This window comes from Streptomyces sp. NPDC037301, assembly GCF_055602785.1.
In genome coordinates, this window is sequence record NZ_JBVJWD010000028.1 from 54,612 (window position 1) to 74,396 (window position 19,785).

Here is a 19,785-nt window from a genome sequence, read left to right on the forward strand (position 1 = left end):
TTCAGGGAACCCAGTAGTTGCCGGATGCGACGATCATCGACTGCAGCTGGACGCTCCCGCCGTAGTAGAGCTGTGGGTCGATCGAGGTGGCGGCGAGCTTGCTCCAGAGCGCGTCGAGCCAGGCCTGGGAGCCGGGGTCGGTCAACGCGGTCACGACGAACGGGGCGGTGAATGCCATGTCGTCGCCGCTGTCGAACGCCGTGCCGTTCAGGTGGTAGCCGGTGACGATCCTGTTCGGGTCGCCGCCGGTCTTGGACTTGATCCAGGAGTTGAGCTTGCGTGCCGCGGCGAGCGAGGCCGCGTCCCCACTGGTGACGGCGTCCGCGCCGATGCGCCACGGGTCGCGGCAGGCGTTCCAGGAGTAGTCGCCGTCGTTGGGGCCTTCGAGCACCTCACCCGCAGCGGGCTTGGGCGTGGAGTTCGTGTTGACGACGAAGTCCGCCAACAGGCCGGTATTCGACGCGTACTTGGTCTGCTGAGTGGTGATCAGATTCTGATGGGCAGTGCGCACGGTCTCCCAGGTACTGTCGCCCGTGGCCGTCTGGAAGGCGCGGAAGTGGTCGATCAGCCAGTCCGAGGAGCGGGTCATCCAGTAGTGGGACTCACCGGAGTCCGACCAGTCACCGAGCAGCATGAGGTGGGTGGTCGGGTTGACCTCGCTCTTCTTGATGGCGTTGATGTGCTTGACCGCGAGATCCTTGTAGTTGTACGTGCCCGTGGATCCCCACTGCTTGTCGGCGAGGAGCAGCCCGTAGGCGACGTCGAGGTCCCCGTCCGTCGCCGAGTCGGAGCCGTCGACGCTCTTGCAGGAGGCGTCCTGCTCGGCGGCGAGAAGGTTGGCGTTGTTGACCGAGGGGTGCGCGAGCATGTACTTCACCATGCCGTCGAAGACGGTCTTCGCCTCCGGGTCGGCTCCTGCCATCGTCGCGGTGACGACCATGCCGTAGCCCTGGGCCTCGGCGACGTAGGGGTGGTCGGCGTCCGGCGAGATGACCTCGTACCAGCCGTTGCCGCAGTTCTTCCTGACGAACGCGGACTTCCAGGCGTCGTACGTCTTGATCACGGCCTGGTCGAGCGCGGACTGTGAGCCGGTCGGCTTCAGCGTTCCTGCGGCGTACGGGAACCGGTGGCTGCCGAAGGGCACTGCGGGGCCACCGGCGGCGGGGTCTGTGCTGTCCAGGTAGTCGAGGTTGGGGCCGCCGTTCGCCGTGGTCGCGGTGGCACGGATCGTGTTGGTTCCGGCGACGAGCTGGGCGGTGACTGTCTTCGTCGCCCAGGTGTCCCAGGAGCCGGTCCCGTTGAAGGCTGCCCCGGAGGCGACGACCGTCCCGTTGACGCTGATGTCCATCGGGCGGTTGGTGGTCGTACCGTTGGCGTAGCGGATGGCGAGCGAGGTGCTGCCCGCGGTGGCGTTCACCGTGAACTCCACCGACGAGCCGGCGACATTGGTGTAGTCGACGAAGCCGGTGCCGGTGAATCCGGTGTGGTTCGTCGCCACGGCCGCCTGGAACAGGCTCGCGTTCTCGGCCTCGTACGCGGCCGTGGCGGCTGAGGCCTTCGGGAGTTGGGCGAGCAGGGGCAGAAGCAGACAACTGAGTCCGGCGAAGACGGCCACGATGCGGCGTGGGGGTGCGGCAGGGTGCACGGTGATCCCTTCCGGTTCGACGTTAGGAAAGGTTCCTAACCAACACTGCATGGGATTCCCTGGGGCTCGTTCTGTCAATGCCCCGCGCGGGCCCAAATCCCGGAAGCTGACAGCGGGTTGGGCGGACCGCGGGCAGCCCGGCGGGGCGACGGGGTCACCCCGCCGCCCCACGCCCGAGAGGGCGTTCTACCTCCTGTCGAGGCGGTCGGCGTCGCGCACGGTGACCCTTCCGACGTTCGACGCCGATGTCGCGTTGCCGCCCGGGTGGGCCGTGCCGATCCAGGTCTCGTCGATCCGCAACCGGTGGTAGCGGCTCGTGTCCGTGGACGCGGCATAGGTGCTGGTGACTTCCAGCCGGACGTGCCGGGCACGGGTCGCGGGGATGTCGAACACCGCGACCCCGCGCGCGCTGGGCAGCGTGCCGGACTTCACCGGGCTCCCCCAGTCGGTGCCGCCGCTGCTGACGTACACGCTGCAGTCCTTGATCCGTGCGCACTGCTCGGTATCGGACCGCGCGTAACTCACCGAGTCCTCAAGCTGGTTGATCCCGATGAGAGCGCCGGTGAGCAGCGCGACGACGAGCGGCACACGGGCGGGCGGACGTCTGCCGGTGCTCATGGATCAGTTCCTCAGACCAGTTGGTAGCCGCGCATGCCGGTGAGCAGAAGATGGGTGTCCTGCAGCGATCCCGAGGTGTCGCCGAGCGACCGGTAGATGCCCCACTTGGGCCGTACGCGGTCGGCGAGGAAGGTGTCGGCACCGGACTTTGACTTGTCGATGACGGTGGTCGAACCGTCCTTCAGAATCCAGCGGACCGAGCCCGCTGTACCGTCGCCGACCGTTATCCGGAAGTCGACGTCGATCCATTTGTTCTGCAGCGGCACGAGGTCGGTGCGGCCGACGAGGATGTCGGCGACGGCGAGCTTGAGCTCGATGGTCTGCACGCCGTTCACCCGGCGCAGAGACTGCACGACGATCGGCGAGGTGCCGGTGCCCGGCTGCTTCATCTGCATGATGTGCGTGAAGGTCGTGGTCGCCTTCAGCGAGCCGGGGATGTACATCCGGTACGTGATCCGCCAGGTCTCTCCGGGCAGCCACTTGAGGTAGGAACTGCCGCTGCTGCGCAGTCCGGTCACCTCCTGGCGCTGACGGTCCGTCGAGGTGTCCCGGTCGACGGTGTGCATGTTGAACCGGAAGTTGTCGCCCTCGGTGAGGATGTGCGGCTGCCCCGTCGGGTGGGAGTCGGCCCGGTCGTCCTCGACAGTCTCGAAGGCGCCGAGTCCGCCGCTGCTCGCCGAGGGCGACCAGCGCAGTCGCCAGCTCGCCGCGTGCGCGGTGGCGGAGGGCCCGGCGGTGGCCGCCACGGCGCCGCCGATTGCCGCACCGAGTAACGCTCGCCTGGAGGGATTCATCACTTCGACCTCGCTCGGAGTTGTTCGTTCATGATGAGAAAGGTGCCCAGGCCGCGGAAGTCGTTCGTGGCCCTGGTGCGGTTGATGCAGTAGCTGTGGTCACCGACATTGGTGCCGACTGTGATGTCGGTGAGATCGGTCAGGCCGTCGGCACCGATGGACATCCTGTCGAGTACGCCCCGATAGCCGTGGTGCGCGACGGCGCTGTAGTGCCGGTCGATGCACCTCTGCTGGGCACCCCGGGAGAGTGCGTAGGTGAACATGCTGGAGCAGGACGTCTTTCAGGATTGAGCGGGGTGTGGCCGTTTTCACCGCAATCACCAACCGTTGCGTTCACAAGAGTGTTCACTGTTCAGCGATGTGCTCCAGAGTTACGCTTTGATGAGACTCGGTCAATGGTTCCGACCGGATAGGGTCGGAGCAGTATCGAGTCGGTGTCGCGTCGATCCCGGGCGGGGCAGTAAGGCGTTGCCGAACGTCAGGTCGACAGGGAATGCATCGCGCCCCGTGATCGTTGAGCATGAGAATCCCAACCGACGACGTAAGGATCGACCGCTCGTGAGCAAGGTCCCCTCCATCACCCTCAACAACGGCGTCGCGATGCCGCAGCTCGGTTTCGGTGTCTGGCAGGTGCCGGACGACGAGGCCGCGAAGGCGGTCGCGACAGCCATCGAGTCCGGGTACCGGAGCATCGACACCGCCGCGATCTACGAGAACGAAGAGGGCACGGGCAGGGCCGTCGCAGCCTCCGGTGTCGCCCGTGAGGAGCTCTTCGTCACGACGAAGCTGTGGAACGCCGACCAGGGCTACGACTCCACCCTGCGCGCCTTCGACACCTCGCTCGACAAGCTGGGTCTGGACTACGTCGATCTGTATCTGATCCACTGGCCGGTGCCGGCCAAGGACGCGTACATCGACACGTACAAGGCCTTCGAGAAGATCTACTCCGAAGGCCGCGCGAAGGCCATCGGTGTCTCGAACTTCCTGCCCGAGCACTTGGAGCGCCTGCTCGGCGAGACCTCCGTGGTTCCGGTGATCAACCAGATCGAGCTCCACCCGCAGCTCCAGCAGGCCGAGTCGCGCGCCTTGCACGCCAAGCACGGCATCGCGACCGAGGCCTGGTCGCCGCTGGGCCAGGGCAAGGGCCTCCTGGAGGTCCCGACGGTCGTCGCGATCGCCCAGAAGCATGGCCGCACACCGGCCCAGGTGGTGCTCCGCTGGCACATCCAGGCCGGCAATGTGGTGATCCCGAAGTCCGTGACGCCGTCCCGGATCGTGGAGAACCTCGATGTGTTCGGCTTCGAGCTGGACGCCGACGACCTGGCCGCGTTCGCCGCACTGGACGAGGGCAAGCGTCTCGGCCCGAACCCGGGCGAGTTCAACCTCGGCGCCTGAGCCGTGCCGCTGCACCGTTGACGTACACAGACCGCCGCCCTGCTGCCGAGCCGGGCGGCGGTCTGCTGCCCAGGAAGGAACCGGAACATGAGCGGGGACACCGCGCCCGTCGTCGCGGCGGGTCGCTACCGGCTGCGCAATGTGGGCAGCGGGCTGCTGCTGGAGGTGTACGGCTCCGCCAAGGGTGCAGGCGCCCCGGTGCAGCAGGGCGAGGAGAGCGGTTCGGCGGCCCAGCACTGGGAGCTGACGCCCGTGCACGAGGGTGCCGCGCTGTACCACCTGGTCAATGTCCACAGCGGCAAGCGGCTGGATGTCGCCGATGCCTCCACCGAGAACGGCGCCGTGGTCCAGCAGTGGCGGGCCAACAACTACGGCGCCCAGGAATGGCTGATCGAGCAGCACCTGGAGGCGCCGGGGATGGTGACCCTGGTCAGTTTCATCAGCGGGCTCGTCCTCGAAGTGGCCGACGGCAGCACGGTGGACGGTGCCCGCGTCCAGCAATGGGAGGACACCGACTCCCCCGGCCAGTGGTGGCGGTTGGAGCCGGTGTCGGACACCCCCATGGTCTGAGCCGTTTTCGTTCGGATTCGATCGCAGGCCCGGTAAAGCCATCGGGAATCCGGCCCCATGCCTGGCCAGGCTCCCGGCGACCGGGACGTGGGCGGCGTCTGCCGCGCCGGCGCCACGTTCTGCCGCCCCGGTCGCCGGGTCCTGCCAAAGGCTCGAAGGCCACGTACGGCACGGCGGTCCAGCCGGGCTGGCAGCGCGCCTCACCGTCCGGCTCTACTATGGCGTGGCAGAAGTATCCAGACTGGAACCCCGGCCCGATTCCGGCGGGCCGGGGTTCTATGTCAGGCGGGTGAATCGATCACCTGCCTTTGTAGTGGTGCTCGGTTACCGGCCACCGTGATGGTGCTCGATCACCGGTCTCAGTAGTCGCCGCCGAAGTCGCCGCCCTCGTCGCCGAAGTCGCCGCCCTTGCCGCCGCCGTGGTGGCGCTCGATCACTCGGAAGCTGCCCACGACTCCGTTGTGGACCTTCACGCCGCCCCGGACACGGCCCGGGTGGACGCCGTCGCTGGAGCTCCAGGGACCGACGGTCGCCAGCGGGGCGCCGTTGTCGCAGGTCGCGCCACGGAAGACCTCGACGGTCCGGCGGCTTTCGTTGCGGATGTTGAGGGTCTTGGAACCGAGACCGCTGACCACCGTGATGCAGCCGCCACCTTCGGCGGTGTAGGTGCGCTCGTTGATCTGGATGCGGCCCCTGAAGTGCTCCCGGTGGCCCTTGTTCTCGTGGCCACCACCCTTGTTCTCGTAGCCACCACCACCCCTGCCCTCGTTGCCCTTGCCCTCGTTGCCGTTGCCCTCGTTGCCGTTGCCCTCGTTGCCGTTGCCGCCGTTGCCGCCGTTGAGGGCCGACACGGGGGCGGCGGCCTGCTGCTGGACGACCGGGGCAGCTTGAGCGGGCTCCGTGGAGGCGGCCGAGGCGTACGTGATGCCGGTGGCGGCCAGGGCCGCGGCAGCCGCGAGAGCGGCGGTAACGACAGTGGAACGCGTAACCATGTCACTTCTCCTGTCTCAGAGAGGCCGGCCGAGCAGCCGACCCGAGATTGAACGTACTTACGGTCCCCATAGCTGTCATATCGGACACGTTGGAAGGGCGGCGCCGGAGCGCCGATCGAGGTACACAAGACACCCAAATGCCATTTCCAGATAATCTGACAAACTTCCAATCACCCTTATTTATGGGCGAATTGATGTGCCATTAGACTGTCCGGGCGACTTCCTGATGCCCTCTCACCCCTGGCGGCAGCGTGTCTTTGTTGACACGGCCCGGGCAGGAGCTGTAAGCCATCGCTCTGAGTACCTGTCATCCGCAGTCCCACCCGCCCTGACCTGCGGTGACGCATCGGCGGAGCGCGCCGAAGAGCGCTGCCCGGGTCGCCGGGTGCCCGGTGGCCGCGGGCGAGCGCTCATTCCACGGCGGCGTCGGCCGCCTCGTCGGTGAGCAGGGAGGCGATGTCCAGCAGGTCGAGCGGGTCCTTGAGTCGCTTGGCCGGGGGCATGGGGAACTCCTTCGGTACGTGCTCTCGGTGTGGATCGCAATGGGTACCGGGGTACGGAGGCGGGCCGACCGGGCGGTCAGTTGTCCAGCCAGCGCCTGAGGTCCTCGGTGTGCTCGCCGAGCCGCGGCGGGCGCCGCTCGTAACGCGGCGGGGTACGGGACAGCCCGATGGGGTTGGCCACCAGGCGCATCGGGTCGTCGGGGTCCGCGTCGGCCGGTGTGACCCGCGGGGACAGGCCCAGGCGTTCAGCGAGGTCGAAGGCGCCTGCGAGGTCGTTGACCGGACCGCAGGGCACCCCGAGCGGGGTGAGCAGGTCGAACCACTCGGCGGCGGTACGCAGGGCGAGCCGCGCGGAGATCTCCTCGGCCAGCGCATCGACGTGCGCGACCCGGTCCGCGTTCGAGGCGAACCTGGGATCGGAGGCGAGCGCGTCTGCGCCCAGGCCCCTGCACAGGGCGAGGAACTGCCGGTCGTTGCCGACGGCGACGACCAGCGGCCGGTCCGCAGCCCCGTACACCTCGTACGGGGCGATGGACGGGTGACGGTTGCCGAGGATGCCCGGCACCTGGCCGGCCAGGGTGTACCCGCCCGCCTGGTTGACCATGCTCGACAGCAGTGAGGACAGCAGACTGACCTCGACGTGCTGGCCTTCGCCGGTCGCGTCGCGGTGGCGCAGCGCCGCCAGGACCCCCACGGCCGCGTGCAGGCCGGTCAGTACGTCGACCAGCGCCACGCCCGTCTTGACGGGCTGACCGGGTGTGGGCCCGGTGACGCTCATCAGCCCGCCGACCGCCTGCAGCAGCAGGTCGTAGCCGGGGAGCGAGGCGCCTTCTCCAGCTCCGAATCCGGTCACCGAGCAATAGACGATGCCGGGGTTGAGCGCGTGGGCCTCCTCGTAGGAGAGCCCGTACTTGTCCATCGTGCCGGGGCGGAAGTTCTCGAAGAGCACATCGGCGCGGCGCACCAGCTCGTGCGCGTCACGGCGTCCTTCCTCCGTGCCGAGATCGACGGCGAAGGACCGCTTGTTGCGGTTCACGGACAGGAAATAGGTGGACTCGTCATGGGCGCGCGGCGGGCCCCAGGCCCGGGTGTCGTCGCCGCTGCCCGGACGTTCCACCTTGATGACGTCGGCGCCCAGGTCCGCGAGGAGCATCGTGGCGTACGGGGCGGCCAGCACCCGTCCGAAGTCGGCGACCACGACACCCGACAGGGGGCCGGGAACGGGGGCGTTCATCGGATCACCGTCCGGGAACCCAGCAGGTCAGCACAGGTCACCCCCGTCGGGCCAGGTGCACCGTACGAACCGTGAGCAGGAAGACATCGGGGCGGCGGCGCAGCCCGGCCGGGTCCTCGGGGTCGAGCAACCGGTCCAGTACGGCGATGTCGTCGACCGTCAGGAACTCTTCGAACATCTCGCGCCGACGGGCGAATTCGTCGATGACCTGGTCGCGGGCCGACTCGGAGAGCGGGGCCGGAAGGTCCAGCAGGAAGCTGCGGGTGCCCTGCGGGTCCAGACCCACCGCCGTGAACAGGGCGCTCCAGTCCTCGGTCTCCCGCTTGGTGCCGGGCAGTGACGCCCGCATGTCCTCGAACCAGTCCGCGGTGATCGCGTCGAGCCTGGCCTCCAGACCCGGCCGCCCCATGCCGATGTCACGCGGGAGCTGACGAGGCGGCAGACCGCCCTCCACCAGGGCGACGGTCCCACCGGGGCGCAGCAGCGCGGCGAACCCGGCGAGGACTGCGCGCTGGTCACCCATGTGATGCAGGGCGTTGCCCACCCAGATCAGATCCGCCTCCCCCAGCTCGGCGAGGCCGTCCGGGATGTCGGCCTGCTGTGTACGGACCCGGTCACCGAGACCGAGCCGCTGCGCGCGGGCCCGGGTGCGTTCCAGGAGCGCCGGGGTGCCGTCCACGGCGACGACCTCCGCCTCGGGAAACACCTCGGCGAGCAGACAGGCGATCACGCCGGGTCCGCTGCCGATGTCGAGAATCCTGCGCACCTTCGGGGCCGTGGGCAGGCCGGCGATCCAACGGGCCGCCGCCTCGTACTGCGGGCGGCTGAGCTCGGCGTTCTGCTCCAGCCGCGGGCCCAGGACGTCCCAGTCGAATTCGGTCGTGCCGTGATGGTGCCCATGAGTGTTGTCGCGCTGATGATCGTGAGTGCTGTCGTGGTGATGACTGCTGGTGATGCCGTTCTGATGACCGTGGTCGGTGTGCTGGCTCATGGAGACAGCCTCATCACACATCAGCTCCCCGGCAAGTTTCTTTGCCGCTTCAGCAAGTCGCTGCTCCGGTATTCCTGGGGGCTGACGCCTCGGACGCGCTTGAAGGCGGTACTGAATGCGAAGGACTGGCTGTACCCGACCTTCCGTGCCACCGCCTCGACCGTGGCGTCCGTCTCCCGCAGCAGATCCGCGGCGACGGCGAGGCGCCGGCCGGTCAGATAAGCCATCGGGGGCTCCCCCACCAACTCCGTGAAACGTCGGGCGAGCCCGGCCCGGGAGACCCCGGTCCGGGCGGCCAGAGCGGCGACCGTCCAGGGGTGGGCGGGGTCTGTTTGCAGCAGCCGAAGGGCCTGCCCGACGACAGGGTCGCCCATGGCCCGGTACCAGGCCGGGGCCTCGGCTCCGGGCCGGGCGAACCAGGTCCGCAGCGCGGCGATCAGCAGCAGATCGAGAAGCCGGTCCAAGACCACGCTCTGGCCGGGCTCGTCCTTGGAGATCTCCTCGTCGAGCAGCGCCAGCAGGGGGCTGACCCGCCCGCCGGAGGGCAGGCGAAGCAGCGGGGGCAGGGCGTCGAGCAACCGTCTGCTGATCTCGCCGTCCAGCAGATAGGTGCCGATGAGCATGGCCGCCGAGCCATCGGGGGCGTTGCCCCAGGTGCGCACCCCCAACTGCATGGACTCGGAGAGCGGCTCACCGTGCAGGGTGGTGCAGATGCCGCCGGGTCCGATCACGGCGTGCGGCGCGGTGCCGGTGGTGTCGGAGACGGTGTACGGATCCGGGCCGCGCGCGATGGCGATGTCACCGGGCCGCAGCAGCACGGGGCCGGCGCCCGCGGCCGGGACGATCCGGGCTTCTCCGTCGGTCATCGACATCAGGCAGAGCGGCGCCCGGTCCTCGATCCGTACGGACCACGGCGGCTCCATCACCATCCGCAGCAGGAAGGCGCCCCTGGCCCTCGGTCCGTCCAGGAGTCCGGCGAGTGCATCCATGACCGGTAGCGTAGACGTACGCGTATGGAGCTGAGCGGTTCGAGGATGTCGTGGACGGCGCCACCGGGCGAGCCTTGAGCCATGACACAGAACACGGAGAACGTGCAGCGGGAAACGGTACTGGTGACGAGCGGCACGGGGAAGACGGGCCGCCGGGTCGTGGAGCGGCTGGCCGCTCGCGGGGTGCCGGTGCGGGCCGGATCGCGCAGTGGTGAGGTCCGATTCGACTGGGCGGACGAGTCGGGCTGGGCACCGGCGCTGCGGGGTGCGGACGCAGCGTATGTGACGTACTACCCGGATCTGGCGGCGCCCGGTGCGCCGGAGGCGATGGCAGCCTTCGGGCGGATCGCGACGGAGAACGGGGTGCGGCGGCTGGTGCTGCTGTCCGGGCGGGGTGAGCCGCAGGCGGTCGCGGCGGAGGAGAGCCTGCGCAGGTCGGCTGCGGGGGCGGAGCTCACCGTCGTACGGTCGGCGTTCTTCGCGCAGAACTTCAGCGAGGGCGCCATGCTGGACGGGGTACTCGGCGGCGAGGTGGTGTTCCCGGCGGGCGGGACCGCAGAGCCGTTCGTGGACGTCGACGATCTCGCGGATGTGGTGGTGGCCGCGCTCACCGAGGACGGTCATGCGTGTGCGGTGCATGAGCTGACCGGGCCGCGGCTGCTGACGTTCGACGAGGTGGTGTCGGAGATCGCGTCTGCCACGGGGCGTGCGGTGCGGTATCTGCCGGTGTCCGGTGCAAAGTACGCGCAGATGCTGGAGCGGTACGGAGTGCCGGGGCCCGAAGCCGGTTTCCTGGCCGGCCTGTTCACGATGCTGCTCGACGGGCACAACGCGACGGTGACCGAGGGCGTGAAGCAGGTCCTGGGGCGCGATCCGAAGGACTTCGGGGCGTTCGCCCGCGCGGCGGCACAGGCGGGTGCGTGGAAGGGCTAGGGCCTCTCTCAATCTCTCAGGCGCAGCGCCAGCAGCCGGTACCTCGGATCCGCTCGCGGCCTGTCGGGCTCGGGCAGGGAAGTCAGTGCGGTCGCAAGCCGCTCGGCCGCCGTCCCCGGCAGGTTCAGGCGTGAGGCGAAATAGCCCTCGCGCACCTTCTGTGCCGCGCTCAGCGGGCTCTGGCCCTGGCCATGGCCCGGGAAGTGGGCCTCCCCCACCACATCGAGGCCGGCCTCCGAACCGCACCCGACTATCAGATCCGCGGAATCGGACGGATCGGCGTCGAGGTAGGGGGCGAATGCCTCGTCGATGTCGCTGCCCACGTCGTGGGCCGCGTCCTTGTCGACGGTGGTGACGAACACACCGCCCGGCCGCAGCACCCGCGCCGCCTCGGACACCACCGCCCGCACATCCCCCTCCCCACGCAGCAGGTGCAACAGCCAGATGGCGCCGACCGCGTCCACCGCCGCGTCCGGCAGCGGCAGCCGGCGTGCGTCGGCGAGCACCATCGCGCCGATCCGCTGCCGGGCGACCTGCGCCATGCCGTACGAGGCATCGGTGCCGAACACGCCGAGTCCGGGGCGGGCAAGGGCTATTCGCTCGGTGACCAGTCCCGTACCGCAGCCGATGTCCACCAGGGTGCGGGCGGATGACGGGATCAGTCCGAGCACTGCGGTGGCTGCGGCCTCGGCCCTGGGCACGCCGCCGCGAGTGGCGTCGTAGTGGGCTGCCGCAGTGTCATAGTTCAGCACCTGGCCGACACTAGGACACACCCGACCGCATGGACACCGGCATATCGCCGGTGGGCCGCCGGGCCCATAACTTGCGCTTGCGACTCCTCCCCGCCATGAATTGACGGGGCTTATCGCCAGGACATGGACGGCGTGCGCCGCAGCGCGGCCGCACGTCGCCCGCCCGCGTCGGCCCCCGGTCCGGTGTTCGGCGGCCCGCCCGCCCATTCGGCTACCTCACGCCGTGCCCGGCGGCGATCGCCACCACCCGCGCGGCCAGGTTCAGATCGTTCTCGGTGACCACACCACCCGCGTCGTGGGTGTTCACGGACAGGGTGACGGTGTTGTAACCGAGGGTCAGATCGGAGTGGTGGTTCAGTTCGTCCTGGATCTGGGCAACATGCACGGTCAGCCCGAGGGCGGCGAAGTGCGTGCGGAGCCGGTAGGTACAGGTGATCCGGTCTCCCTCCAGCGACCAGCCGGGCAGGCCACCCAGACGGTCCTCGATCTCCTTCTGCGACAATGGTGCGGCGGGCATGCTGCGACTCCCTCACGAGTGATCGGTGCCGGTCGGCGGTGCCGGTGACGTTACGGTCTTGGTATGACAACTGTCGCGCTTGACACGGGGGTAGGGCCGCTGCTGCGCAGCTGGCGGGAGCAGCGTCGCATCAGCCAGCTGGAGCTGGCGCTCCGCGCGGATTCCTCGGCCCGGCACATTTCCTTCATCGAGACGGGCCGTTCCCGCCCCAGCGAGGACATGATCCTGCGGCTGGCCGAGCATCTCGACATCCCGGTCAGGGAACGCAACGCCCTGCTGGTGGTGGCCGGTTACGCGCCCCGCTACGCACAGACCGCGCTTGACGACCCGGCGCTGGGCGCGCTGCGCGAGGGGATGGAGCGACTGCTCCAGGGGTACGACCCCTACCCGGCGCTCGTCGTCGACGGTATGTACAACGTGGTGGCGGCCAATCGGGGTATCGCAATGCTGCTGGAGGGAGTGGCCGGGCATCTGCTGGCCCCGCCGCTGAACGCCATGCGGCTCACTCTCCACCCGGAGGGCCTGGCCCCGCGTATCCGCAATCTTCGGGAGTGGCGTGCCGATCTGCTGGCGCAGATGGAGCGTCAGATCGCCCTGGCCCGGTCTGCGGAGCTGCGTGAGCTGTACGAGGAGGTCGCGGGCTATCCCGCACCGGAAGGTGGTGACAGGGCCGAGGGGGCCAAAACCGCGGGGAGCAGCGGGGGCGCCGGGAGCCCTGTCGGGGAGAACGCGGGAGCCGGCCCCGCGTCGCCCCTGCCGTTCGCGCTGTCCTTGCACATCGAGCACGGCGGGCAGGTGCTCTCGTTCGTCTCCTCCATCGCGACGTTCAATACCCCGATGGATGTGACGGTGGCCGAGCTGGCCATCGAGACGTTCCTGCCCGCCGACCGGGCGACCGCCGACCATCTACGGTCCCTCACTTCCTGACGATCGGGCGGACCCAGGGGGCGTCGGCCCGCGCCAGGACGATCGCGGCCGTGGTCACGACCGCCAGGACCGTCACGGCGAGCAGCAGGGGAAGTCTCGGTTGCCCGTGCAGTACGGCCACGGCTCCGGCGAACGCTCCGGTCATCATGGCGGCGGCCGAGAGCACCCGCCGTCCGGCCTTGCTGCCGCCTCCGCCGGCGAAGCGGCTGTCGGAGATGATGCCTGTGATGGTCAGGGTCAGCACGGTGGTGGTGAGGTCGGGGACCGCCAGCGCCCGGGAGACGGCGTTCTGCGCACCGAGGCCGAGTCCGAGCAGTGCGATGAGGGCGAAGCGGACCCCGCCCACGAACGGATGGCCGGAGGCCAGAGTGACGATCAGCGCGGCCAGGACACAGGCGGTCTCGACGAGGAGCGCGTACAACAGCATCCGGCCACGATGCGTCAGGGCACGGTGGACGATCAGGCCGCCGAGCAGTGCCCCCACCGCGAAGGCGGCGAGTGCGACGAGCGAGGCGGCGAATGAGAATCCGGGGGCTCCGGCGATCGCGAAGCCGGAGAAGACCACATTGCCGGTCATGTTCGCGACGAAGACCCGGCCGAGTTCCAGGTAACTGACGGCGTCGACCAGCCCGGTGACGACGGTCAGGGCGAGCATCATGGGCGGCAGCGGTCCATGCCGGTCGCTCATGTCCGGCACGACGGTGGACCATGCCTCACGCAGCACGACAGGCACGGACACGGGCACGCTCCAATCACGGGGTGGATGGTCGAAATTGTGCCGCCCCGGGCGCACGGAACACCACGACCGACGCACATCGCCCCCACCCGGAAGGGGGCTCGGTTCCCCGGAGCGGGGGCGATGTGCGTTCAGGAGCCGCTATACGCGTGCCCCGTTGTCGAGCGGATCCCGGCGCGCCGCCTTCGTACCGGACCGGCGTCCGGGAGCCCGTTTCCGGGCGGGCGGCGGGGCCTTGCTGCTCCGCTCCAGGAGGAGCGCGACCGGTACGGCGGTAAGCACCGAGGAGTACGTGCCGACGCAGATGCCGATCAGCAGGGCGAGCGCGAAGTCCGCGAGGGAGTCGCCGCCCAGCACGGCGAGTGCGGTCAGGATGAACAGGGCACCCATTCCGGTGTTGACCGTTCTCGGGACGGTCTGGAGGACGGCCCGGTTGGCGACCGTGGCGAGAGGTACGCGACGGGCCTTCGCCCACAGTTCCCGCACCCGGTCGAAGACGACCACCGAGTCGTTGACGGAGTATCCGATGACGGTGAGGAGTGCGGCCAGGAAGATGCCGTCGACGGTGCGTCCGAGCCAGGCGAAGGCACCGACCAGGATGATGACGTCGTGGACCAGCGCCGCGACCGAGGCCACGGCGAATGTCCAGCGGAACCGGATCGCCAGATACGCCAGCTGTACGAGGACGGCGATGCCGAGCGCGATCAGGGCGTTGCGCCGGAGTTCGTCGCCGAGGCTGGGGCCGATGAGTTCGTCGCGGACCTTGGTGGTCTTGCCGCCCTCCTTCGCGAGGGCGGCGCGCAGGGCGTGTTCGCCGTCGTTGTCGAGCTTTCCGGTGCGTACGGAGAGGTCGCCCGCGCCCGCCGTGGTGACCTCGGCGTCACCGAAGCCCGCGTCGGCGAGGGCGGTGCGGGCCCGCTCGACGTCGACGGGCCGGCTGGTCGAGTACTCGACCAGCCGGCCGCCGGTGAATTCGACGCCCAGGTTGACGCCGCGTACGACGATGCCGAGGACGGCGACGGCGATCAGTGCCGTGGAGATCAGCAGCCAGCGGCGCGGGGAACGCATCAGCTGGGGATCGCGGCGGGTCAGCCAGGTGCGTACCCGGCCGGGGGCGGCGATGCCGTTGATGCCCCGGTAGTCGCTGACGAATCGTGAGCGTGCGGCGATCTCGGTGAGTGCGCGGGCGATGACGAGTGCGGAGAACATCGAGGCGAGCACACCGATGGCGAGTGTGACGCCGAAGCCCTTCACCGGCCCGGAGCCGAGGAAGAAGAGCAGCCCGGCCGCGATCAGCGTCGTGACGTTGGAGTCGGCGACGGCGCTCCAGGCGTTTCGGAATCCGGCGGCCAGCGAGGAGCGCAGGGAGCGGCCCGGGTGCTGTGCGTGTTCCTCTCTGGCCCGTTCGAAGACCAGCACGTTGGCGTCGACCGCCATCCCGATGGCCAGGACGAACCCGGCGAGGCCGGGCAGGGTGAGGGTGACTCCGAGGGCGACCAGGGCTGCATAGGAGATCACCCCATAGGCAGCGAGTGCGACGGCGGCGAGCGCGCCGAAGAGCCGGTAGACGATGGTGATGAAGAGTGCGGTGGCCGCGGCGCCGATGAGGGCGGCCCGGGCGCTGGCGTCGATGGCGGCGGCGCCGAGCGTCGGGCCGACGGTCCGCTGTTCGACGATCTCGACGGGGAGCGGCAGAGCGCCACCCTTGATGAGCAGGGCCAGTTCCCGGGCCTCGTCGGCGCTGAAGGAGCCTGTGATCTGGGTGGACCCGGATGGCAGGCCGACGTTGCAGCCGACCGAGGGGGAAACCTGCGGAGAGGAGATGATCTGCTGGTCGAGGACGATGGCGACGCGGCGCCGGTCGTCCTGGACCGGGTGGCAGGCGGCCTCACCGGTCAGCCGGGTCCAGTCCCGGCCGGCCTTCTTGTGGAAGTCGAGGGAGACGGTCCAGCCGGCGCCCTGCTGGGCGTCGAACTCGGCGGTGGCGTCCTTGACGCCCGCGCCGGAGAGCCGGGCCGGGCCGAGGTCGAGGGAGCGGCCCTGCTCGTCGGGGAGCGTCGGCCCGTTGCCGGCCTCGGCGTCCGCCCTGTCGTCGTTCTGCGCGGCGGGGCCCTGGACCGCGTGGAAGCTGAGCTGGGCGGTCCTGCCGATGACTTCGGCGGCCTTGCGCGGGTCCTGGACGTCCGGGAGTTCGACGATGATCCGGTCCTCGCCGGAGCGGGTCAGGGTGGGTTCGGTGACGCCGAGGGAGTCGATGCGCTGGCGGAGCACCTCAAGGGTGCGGTCGGTGCTCTCCCGGTCCGCTTTCGCGGTGTCGGAGTCCTTGGCCTGGAGCACCAGTCTGGTGCCGCCCTGAAGATCGAGGCCGAGTCTGGGTGACATGGTCAGCGTGATGAGCACGGAGACGAGCAGGACGGCCGCAGCCAGAACCGCTCGCACCGTGGTGGCGCGAGTCATGGGTTTCCTCCGAGGGGGCGCCGGGCGCCCTCACCTCGGCGAGGACGTTCCGGCGGGTCTGTGGGACGGGGCCGGTGGCAGGACCGGTGGCCGGTGAACAGCCGGCCTCGGAGGACCGCGTACGGCGGGAAGTGCTGCGCGGAAGCGGTCGGTGGCACGAGCGGGTGCGGCGGGAGCCCGCCGGAAGGCGTGGTGCGGTACGCGGATGCCCGGTGCGCCGGGCAGCAGGAAGTGGGGGCCGGGCGGCGGGAGAGGGTGCGGGGTCCGGGCGTGGTCGGTGCCGGCCCTGGGCCGGGGTGCGGTCGTCGGCGCCGGCCGGTGGCGGTCGGTCGCCGTGGCCGCGCGGGTGCGCCGGGTGTCGTGGACGGTGCCCGTGCGGGCGGTCCGGTCTGTGTGCGGGGTGGGCTGATCGGCGCCGGGTGAGTACGCGGCGGAGGGCGGCACACCGGCGAACGGCCGGGCGGGGAGTACGGATCCGGCGGCTGCGGGGGCGCCGCCGACGACGGTGAGTACGGCGAGAAGGAGAGCGACCAAGACCTGCCGGGCCGCCTGTGCGGTTCTGTGGTGCGCCGGGGCGCCCGGCCGTGCCCTCGGGGGCACATTCCCCGGGGGCGGCCCCGGGAGGGGGGTCACCTCGTTCGGCCGGGCAGGGCCGGTGTCGCGCCGGCTCGGCGGAGCACGGAGCTGAGTATCAGCCCGGCGCCGCGTACGACCGTGGTCGCCGGGTCGTCGGCGAGACGTACCGGAACGCCGAGGCGGACCGCGACCCGGTCGGTGATGTCGGGGCGGGCGGCGCCGCCCCCGGCGAGCAACGGGCCCTTGCGCAGGGCCCCGAGGAAGGCGCCGTGCCGGTCCTGCTTCCACATCTCGTCCACCAGGTCCAGGACGGTGCGGACGACGGCGGTGGGCGGCTCGCAGGGGTCGAGGTCGCTCAGTCCCGTCTCGGCCTGGCGGGCGTCGCGGACCAGTCCGTCGACGAGGAGTGTCGCCTCGGTCAGCTCGGCGCCGATGTCGACGACGAGCAGCGGGCCACCGTCCTGCGGTCCGGCGTATGCGGCGGCGGCCCTCGCGCTGTCCAGGGCGATGACGCTCGTCGGCCCGAGTGCGTCGATCAGTTCCCTCGCCGCGGCGCGGTGTTCGGACCCGGCGAGGACGGGATGGCTGAGGACGATCACGGTGTCTGTGCGGTCCGCGCCCAGGGCGCTGTCGGCGATACGGCCGAGCATGCGGCCGCAGGACACGGGGTCGACGATGCGTCCTCGTCGGACCGGGCGGCCGGGCCCCGGCCCGGCGCCGAAGTCGCTGCAGGCGTCGATGTCGGCGATGACGCCGTGTCCGGGCATCCAGGCGCGGGTCCGTGAGCTGCCGAGGTCGAGGGCGAGGCCGCGGGTGACGCCCCGGTACTCCTGGCGGACGGACCGGCCGAGTCGCGGTCCGTTGTGCAGCGAACGCATCGCCCCTCCCACCGGCCTGCCGAAGCGGCCGTTCACACACCCATTGACCCGCTGATAGCGAGGCATGGCCGAGCCCTCACTATGCAATAGGGAGGCAAAGAAAGCCACTCCCAGGCAAAATCCAAGGGCTCCGGCGCGGCGAGGTCTCCGTCGTGCGTCACACCTCCGACGGCAGGAACCCGGCGATCAGTTCGGCGAACTCGTCCGGCGCGGCAATCCGGACACCCAGGTCCTCGGCCTTGGTGCGCTTGGATCCGGCCTTCTCCCCGGCGACCAGGAGCGTGGTGCGCTTGGAGACGCTGGACGAGGACTTCCCGCCGGCTCGCTCGATCAGCTCGTTCATCTGATTCCGGGAGAGCTTCTCCAGCACACCGGTCATGGCGCCGGTGACCACCACGGTCATCCCGTGCAGCGGCAGACCGGCGGTCCCCTCCCCGTCGGCGGCGGCAGCCTCTTGCGTGCCCTCCTCGCCCGGCTCCGGCGGCGGCGTCGCACCGGGCTCCGTCATGTTGACCCCGGCGGCCACCAGCTTCTCGATCAGCGGGGCCAGCTCCACCAGCTCCGCGACGACGCCCGCGGCCTTCTCCTTGCCGATGCCGTCGACCCGCTGGAGCTCCTCGGCGTCGGCGGCCCTGATCCGGTCCATGTCCGCGAAGTACCGGGCGATCCGCCGTGACATGGAGCGTCCGGTGCCGCGTACCCCCAGCGCGCAGAAGACCCGGGAGAGCGGCTGGGTACGTGCCGTTTCGATGGCGGCCAGGAGGTTGTCGGTGCTGGTCTCGCCCATCCGTTCCAGGCCGAGCAGCTGCTCGCGGCCGAGAGTGAAGAGGTCTGCGAAGTCGGCCACCAGCCCGGCGTCGACGAGTTGGACGACCCGGGTGGCGCCGAGGCCCTCGATGTCGAGCTGATCGCGGCCCGCCGCGTACGAGATGGAGGCGACGAGGCGGCAGTCGCGGCCCCGGACACAGCGCCAGCGCTGCTCGCTGGTGTCGATCTCGGAGCCGCACTGCGGGCATGCCTCGGGGAAGACTATGGGCTGCTCGTCACCGGTCCGCAGATGGGCGACGGGCGCCTCGATGCGGGGGATGATGTCGCCCGCCTTGTAGACCATCACACGGTCGCCCAGGCGGAGATCGCGGCGGGTGATGTCGGCCGGGTTGTGCAGTGTGGCGTAGCTGACGGTCGAGCCGTCGATCTCCACCGGTTCCAGCACGGCGCGCGGCGCGATGATGCCGGTCCTGCCGACGTTCCACTCGACGCCGAGGAGTCGGGTGACCTTCTCGACGGCCGGGAGCTTGTATGCGATGGCCCAGCGCGGCGCCCTGGTTCCTGAACCGGCCTCGCGCTGGTCGGCCGCCAGATCGGCCTTGATCACGATGCCGTCGATGCCGAACGGCAGCGAGGCGCGCAGGGCCGCGACTTCCTCGACCCGGGCCTGCACCCCCTCGACGGAGGTCACGGTGCGCGGTGCCACATCCGTGTCCGCCGCGGTGTGCACGCCGAGCCCTGCGACGTACTCCAGGACCTCGCTGTGCGGGAGTTCGGCGAGGGTGTCGGTCAGCTCTCCGGACTCGGGCAGCGGCAGTGCACCGTAGGCGAAGAAGGTCATCTCCACCGTGTACGCGCGGTCCTTGGCGCGGAGTGTGCCCGCCGCGCCGTTCCTCGGGTTGGCGAAGGGGGTGCCGCCGTGCTCGGTGCGCACGGTGTTGGCCTGTTCGAACTGCTCGGTCGTCATGAGGATCTCGCCGCGCATCTCGATCGTCACCGGCTCGGCGAGCTGCTCGGGGAGGCCGACCACGGTGCCGATCGCGTGCGAGACGTCCTCGCCCGCGGTGCCGTCGCCCCGGGTGATCAGCTGTTCCAGGCGGCCCGCCCGGTAGCGGGCGGCGACAGCCAGGCCGTCGAGCTTCGGTTCCACGCTCCACGCGGCGACGGGTCTGCCGATCCGGCGCTCCAGCGACGCCGTCCATGTGGCGAACTGCTCGGCCGAGAAGACGTTGTCCAGGGACAGCATCGGCACCGTGTGCGGCACGTCCCCGCTTGCGGCGCCGCCCGCCACCTTGCCGGTCGGGGACGCTTCCAGCACCTCCTGCGGGTGCTTCTGTTCGTATGCGGCGATCCCCCGTACCAGCCGGTCGTACGCATCGTCGTCGAGCGTGCTCTCGCCCATGGCGTAGTACGCGGCGGCGGCCTGCGACGCTTCTTCGACCGCGGCTGCATAGGCGGCGGCGTCGGCGAGCACAACAGCTGAGTTCGTCATGGCCCCCATCCTGCCGCC

Annotated in this window: 18 protein-coding genes and 1 pseudogene; 4 read left to right on the forward strand and 15 right to left on the reverse strand. The window is 70.1% G+C overall.

All coding sequences use genetic code 11. The features are described from left to right. Window position 1: 1 nt before the first annotated feature. From ACZ7IB_RS33085 to ACZ7IB_RS33100, 4 genes and pseudogenes are all read right to left on the reverse strand, one after another. Complete coding sequence (locus ACZ7IB_RS33085; RefSeq protein ID WP_470917624.1) at window positions 2-1,645, reverse strand: glycosyl hydrolase family 8; 1,644 nt, start codon at window positions 1,643-1,645, stop codon at window positions 2-4. Between the two features lie 186 nt (window positions 1,646-1,831). Further along, window positions 1,832-2,263 carry a hypothetical protein gene (locus ACZ7IB_RS33090; RefSeq protein ID WP_470917625.1) on the reverse strand — a complete coding sequence of 144 codons (432 nt, stop codon included), beginning with the start codon at window positions 2,261-2,263 and terminating at the stop codon, window positions 1,832-1,834. Window positions 2,264-2,274: 11 nt separating this feature from the next. Beyond that, window positions 2,275-3,057, reverse strand: a complete 783-nt coding sequence (locus ACZ7IB_RS33095; protein WP_470917627.1) for a Tat pathway signal sequence domain protein — start codon at window positions 3,055-3,057, stop codon at window positions 2,275-2,277. Then, a pseudogene (locus ACZ7IB_RS33100) lies at window positions 3,057-3,323 on the reverse strand (glycoside hydrolase family 88 protein); the annotation flags it as partial. The pseudogene ACZ7IB_RS33100 and the gene ACZ7IB_RS33095, both read right to left, overlap by 1 nt. Window positions 3,324-3,615: 292 nt before the next feature. Here ACZ7IB_RS33100 and ACZ7IB_RS33105 point away from each other — a divergent pair. Both ACZ7IB_RS33105 and ACZ7IB_RS33110 read left to right on the forward strand, forming a co-directional pair. Further along, the gene (locus ACZ7IB_RS33105; RefSeq protein WP_470917629.1) at window positions 3,616-4,452 is read left to right on the forward strand and encodes an aldo/keto reductase; all 837 of its coding nucleotides are present in this window, start codon (window positions 3,616-3,618) and stop codon (window positions 4,450-4,452) included. 87 nt (window positions 4,453-4,539) lie between these two features. Beyond that, window positions 4,540-5,022, forward strand: coding sequence for an RICIN domain-containing protein (locus ACZ7IB_RS33110; RefSeq protein WP_470917631.1), 483 nt, complete (start codon window positions 4,540-4,542; stop codon window positions 5,020-5,022). Between the two features lie 359 nt (window positions 5,023-5,381). Here the strand turns inward: ACZ7IB_RS33110 and ACZ7IB_RS33115 are convergent, their stop codons facing one another. From ACZ7IB_RS33115 to ACZ7IB_RS33130, 4 genes are all read right to left on the reverse strand, one after another. Next, window positions 5,382-6,014, reverse strand: coding sequence for a hypothetical protein (locus ACZ7IB_RS33115; RefSeq protein WP_470917633.1), 633 nt, complete (start codon window positions 6,012-6,014; stop codon window positions 5,382-5,384). Window positions 6,015-6,593: 579 nt separating this feature from the next. After that, window positions 6,594-7,751 (reverse strand): CaiB/BaiF CoA transferase family protein, encoded by a 1,158-nt coding sequence (locus tag ACZ7IB_RS33120; RefSeq protein WP_470917634.1) that lies wholly within the window; start codon window positions 7,749-7,751, stop codon window positions 6,594-6,596. A gap of 37 nt (window positions 7,752-7,788) precedes the next feature. After that, window positions 7,789-8,742 carry a class I SAM-dependent methyltransferase gene (locus tag ACZ7IB_RS33125; protein ID WP_470917636.1) on the reverse strand — a complete coding sequence of 318 codons (954 nt, stop codon included), beginning with the start codon at window positions 8,740-8,742 and terminating at the stop codon, window positions 7,789-7,791. Window positions 8,743-8,762: 20 nt separating this feature from the next. Continuing rightward, window positions 8,763-9,731: an AraC family transcriptional regulator gene (locus tag ACZ7IB_RS33130; RefSeq protein ID WP_470917638.1), complete on the reverse strand. Its 969-nt coding sequence runs from the start codon at window positions 9,729-9,731 to the stop codon at window positions 8,763-8,765. Window positions 9,732-9,812: 81 nt separating this feature from the next. On the opposite strand from ACZ7IB_RS33130, the gene ACZ7IB_RS33135 reads away from it, so the two are divergent. Beyond that, window positions 9,813-10,664, forward strand: coding sequence for a Rossmann-fold NAD(P)-binding domain-containing protein (locus ACZ7IB_RS33135; RefSeq protein WP_470917639.1), 852 nt, complete (start codon window positions 9,813-9,815; stop codon window positions 10,662-10,664). Between the two features lie 8 nt (window positions 10,665-10,672). Here the strand turns inward: ACZ7IB_RS33135 and ACZ7IB_RS33140 are convergent, their stop codons facing one another. Both ACZ7IB_RS33140 and ACZ7IB_RS33145 read right to left on the reverse strand, forming a co-directional pair. Further along, window positions 10,673-11,416 carry a class I SAM-dependent methyltransferase gene (locus ACZ7IB_RS33140; protein ID WP_470917641.1) on the reverse strand — a complete coding sequence of 248 codons (744 nt, stop codon included), beginning with the start codon at window positions 11,414-11,416 and terminating at the stop codon, window positions 10,673-10,675. Window positions 11,417-11,627: 211 nt separating this feature from the next. Beyond that, window positions 11,628-11,933, reverse strand: a complete 306-nt coding sequence (locus tag ACZ7IB_RS33145) for a 4a-hydroxytetrahydrobiopterin dehydratase (RefSeq protein WP_470917643.1) — start codon at window positions 11,931-11,933, stop codon at window positions 11,628-11,630. Between the two features lie 63 nt (window positions 11,934-11,996). Between ACZ7IB_RS33145 and ACZ7IB_RS33150 the strand changes: the two genes are divergently transcribed. After that, window positions 11,997-12,860, forward strand: a complete 864-nt coding sequence (locus ACZ7IB_RS33150; protein WP_470917645.1) for a helix-turn-helix domain-containing protein — start codon at window positions 11,997-11,999, stop codon at window positions 12,858-12,860. On the opposite strand, the gene ACZ7IB_RS33155 is transcribed toward ACZ7IB_RS33150, so the two are convergent. From ACZ7IB_RS33155 to ligA, 5 genes are all read right to left on the reverse strand, one after another. Further along, a complete protein-coding gene (locus tag ACZ7IB_RS33155; RefSeq protein WP_470917694.1) occupies window positions 12,850-13,593 on the reverse strand; it encodes a YoaK family protein in 744 nt (247 codons plus the stop codon). The two genes, ACZ7IB_RS33150 and ACZ7IB_RS33155, sit on opposite strands and share 11 nt — an antisense overlap. A gap of 144 nt (window positions 13,594-13,737) precedes the next feature. After that, window positions 13,738-16,053 (reverse strand): protein translocase subunit SecD, encoded by a 2,316-nt coding sequence (gene secD, locus ACZ7IB_RS33160; protein ID WP_470917646.1) that lies wholly within the window; start codon window positions 16,051-16,053, stop codon window positions 13,738-13,740. 30 nt (window positions 16,054-16,083) lie between these two features. Further along, window positions 16,084-16,587, reverse strand: a complete 504-nt coding sequence (locus ACZ7IB_RS33165) for a hypothetical protein (RefSeq protein ID WP_470917647.1) — start codon at window positions 16,585-16,587, stop codon at window positions 16,084-16,086. A gap of 95 nt (window positions 16,588-16,682) precedes the next feature. Further along, the gene (locus ACZ7IB_RS33170; protein WP_470917648.1) at window positions 16,683-17,507 is read right to left on the reverse strand and encodes a rod shape-determining protein; all 825 of its coding nucleotides are present in this window, start codon (window positions 17,505-17,507) and stop codon (window positions 16,683-16,685) included. A 157-nt stretch (window positions 17,508-17,664) separates the two neighbouring features. Next, window positions 17,665-19,776 carry an NAD-dependent DNA ligase LigA gene (gene ligA, locus ACZ7IB_RS33175; protein ID WP_470917650.1) on the reverse strand — a complete coding sequence of 704 codons (2,112 nt, stop codon included), beginning with the start codon at window positions 19,774-19,776 and terminating at the stop codon, window positions 17,665-17,667. Between the last annotated feature and the right edge of the window lie 9 nt (window positions 19,777-19,785).

What these genes read in the sequence shown, in the direction of transcription:
- ACZ7IB_RS33090 (WP_470917625.1), bottom strand. Translation starts at nt 2,263, where the DNA reads ATGAGCACCGGCAGACGTCCGCCCGCCCGTGTGCCGCTCGTCGTCGCG.
- ACZ7IB_RS33095 (WP_470917627.1), bottom strand. Translation starts at nt 3,057, where the DNA reads ATGAATCCCTCCAGGCGAGCGTTACTCGGTGCGGCAATCGGCGGCGCC.
- ACZ7IB_RS33110 (WP_470917631.1), top strand. Translation starts at nt 4,540, where the DNA reads ATGAGCGGGGACACCGCGCCCGTCGTCGCGGCGGGTCGCTACCGGCTG.
- ACZ7IB_RS33115 (WP_470917633.1), bottom strand. Translation starts at nt 6,014, where the DNA reads ATGGTTACGCGTTCCACTGTCGTTACCGCCGCTCTCGCGGCTGCCGCG.
- ACZ7IB_RS33120 (WP_470917634.1), bottom strand. Translation starts at nt 7,751, where the DNA reads ATGAACGCCCCCGTTCCCGGCCCCCTGTCGGGTGTCGTGGTCGCCGAC.
- ACZ7IB_RS33125 (WP_470917636.1), bottom strand. Translation starts at nt 8,742, where the DNA reads ATGAGCCAGCACACCGACCACGGTCATCAGAACGGCATCACCAGCAGT.
- ACZ7IB_RS33130 (WP_470917638.1), bottom strand. Translation starts at nt 9,731, where the DNA reads ATGGATGCACTCGCCGGACTCCTGGACGGACCGAGGGCCAGGGGCGCC.
- ACZ7IB_RS33135 (WP_470917639.1), top strand. Translation starts at nt 9,813, where the DNA reads ATGACACAGAACACGGAGAACGTGCAGCGGGAAACGGTACTGGTGACG.
- ACZ7IB_RS33145 (WP_470917643.1), bottom strand. Translation starts at nt 11,933, where the DNA reads ATGCCCGCCGCACCATTGTCGCAGAAGGAGATCGAGGACCGTCTGGGT.
- ACZ7IB_RS33150 (WP_470917645.1), top strand. Translation starts at nt 11,997, where the DNA reads ATGACAACTGTCGCGCTTGACACGGGGGTAGGGCCGCTGCTGCGCAGC.
- secD (WP_470917646.1), bottom strand. Translation starts at nt 16,053, where the DNA reads ATGACTCGCGCCACCACGGTGCGAGCGGTTCTGGCTGCGGCCGTCCTG.
- ACZ7IB_RS33170 (WP_470917648.1), bottom strand. Translation starts at nt 17,507, where the DNA reads ATGCGTTCGCTGCACAACGGACCGCGACTCGGCCGGTCCGTCCGCCAG.
- ligA (WP_470917650.1), bottom strand. Translation starts at nt 19,776, where the DNA reads ATGGGGGCCATGACGAACTCAGCTGTTGTGCTCGCCGACGCCGCCGCC.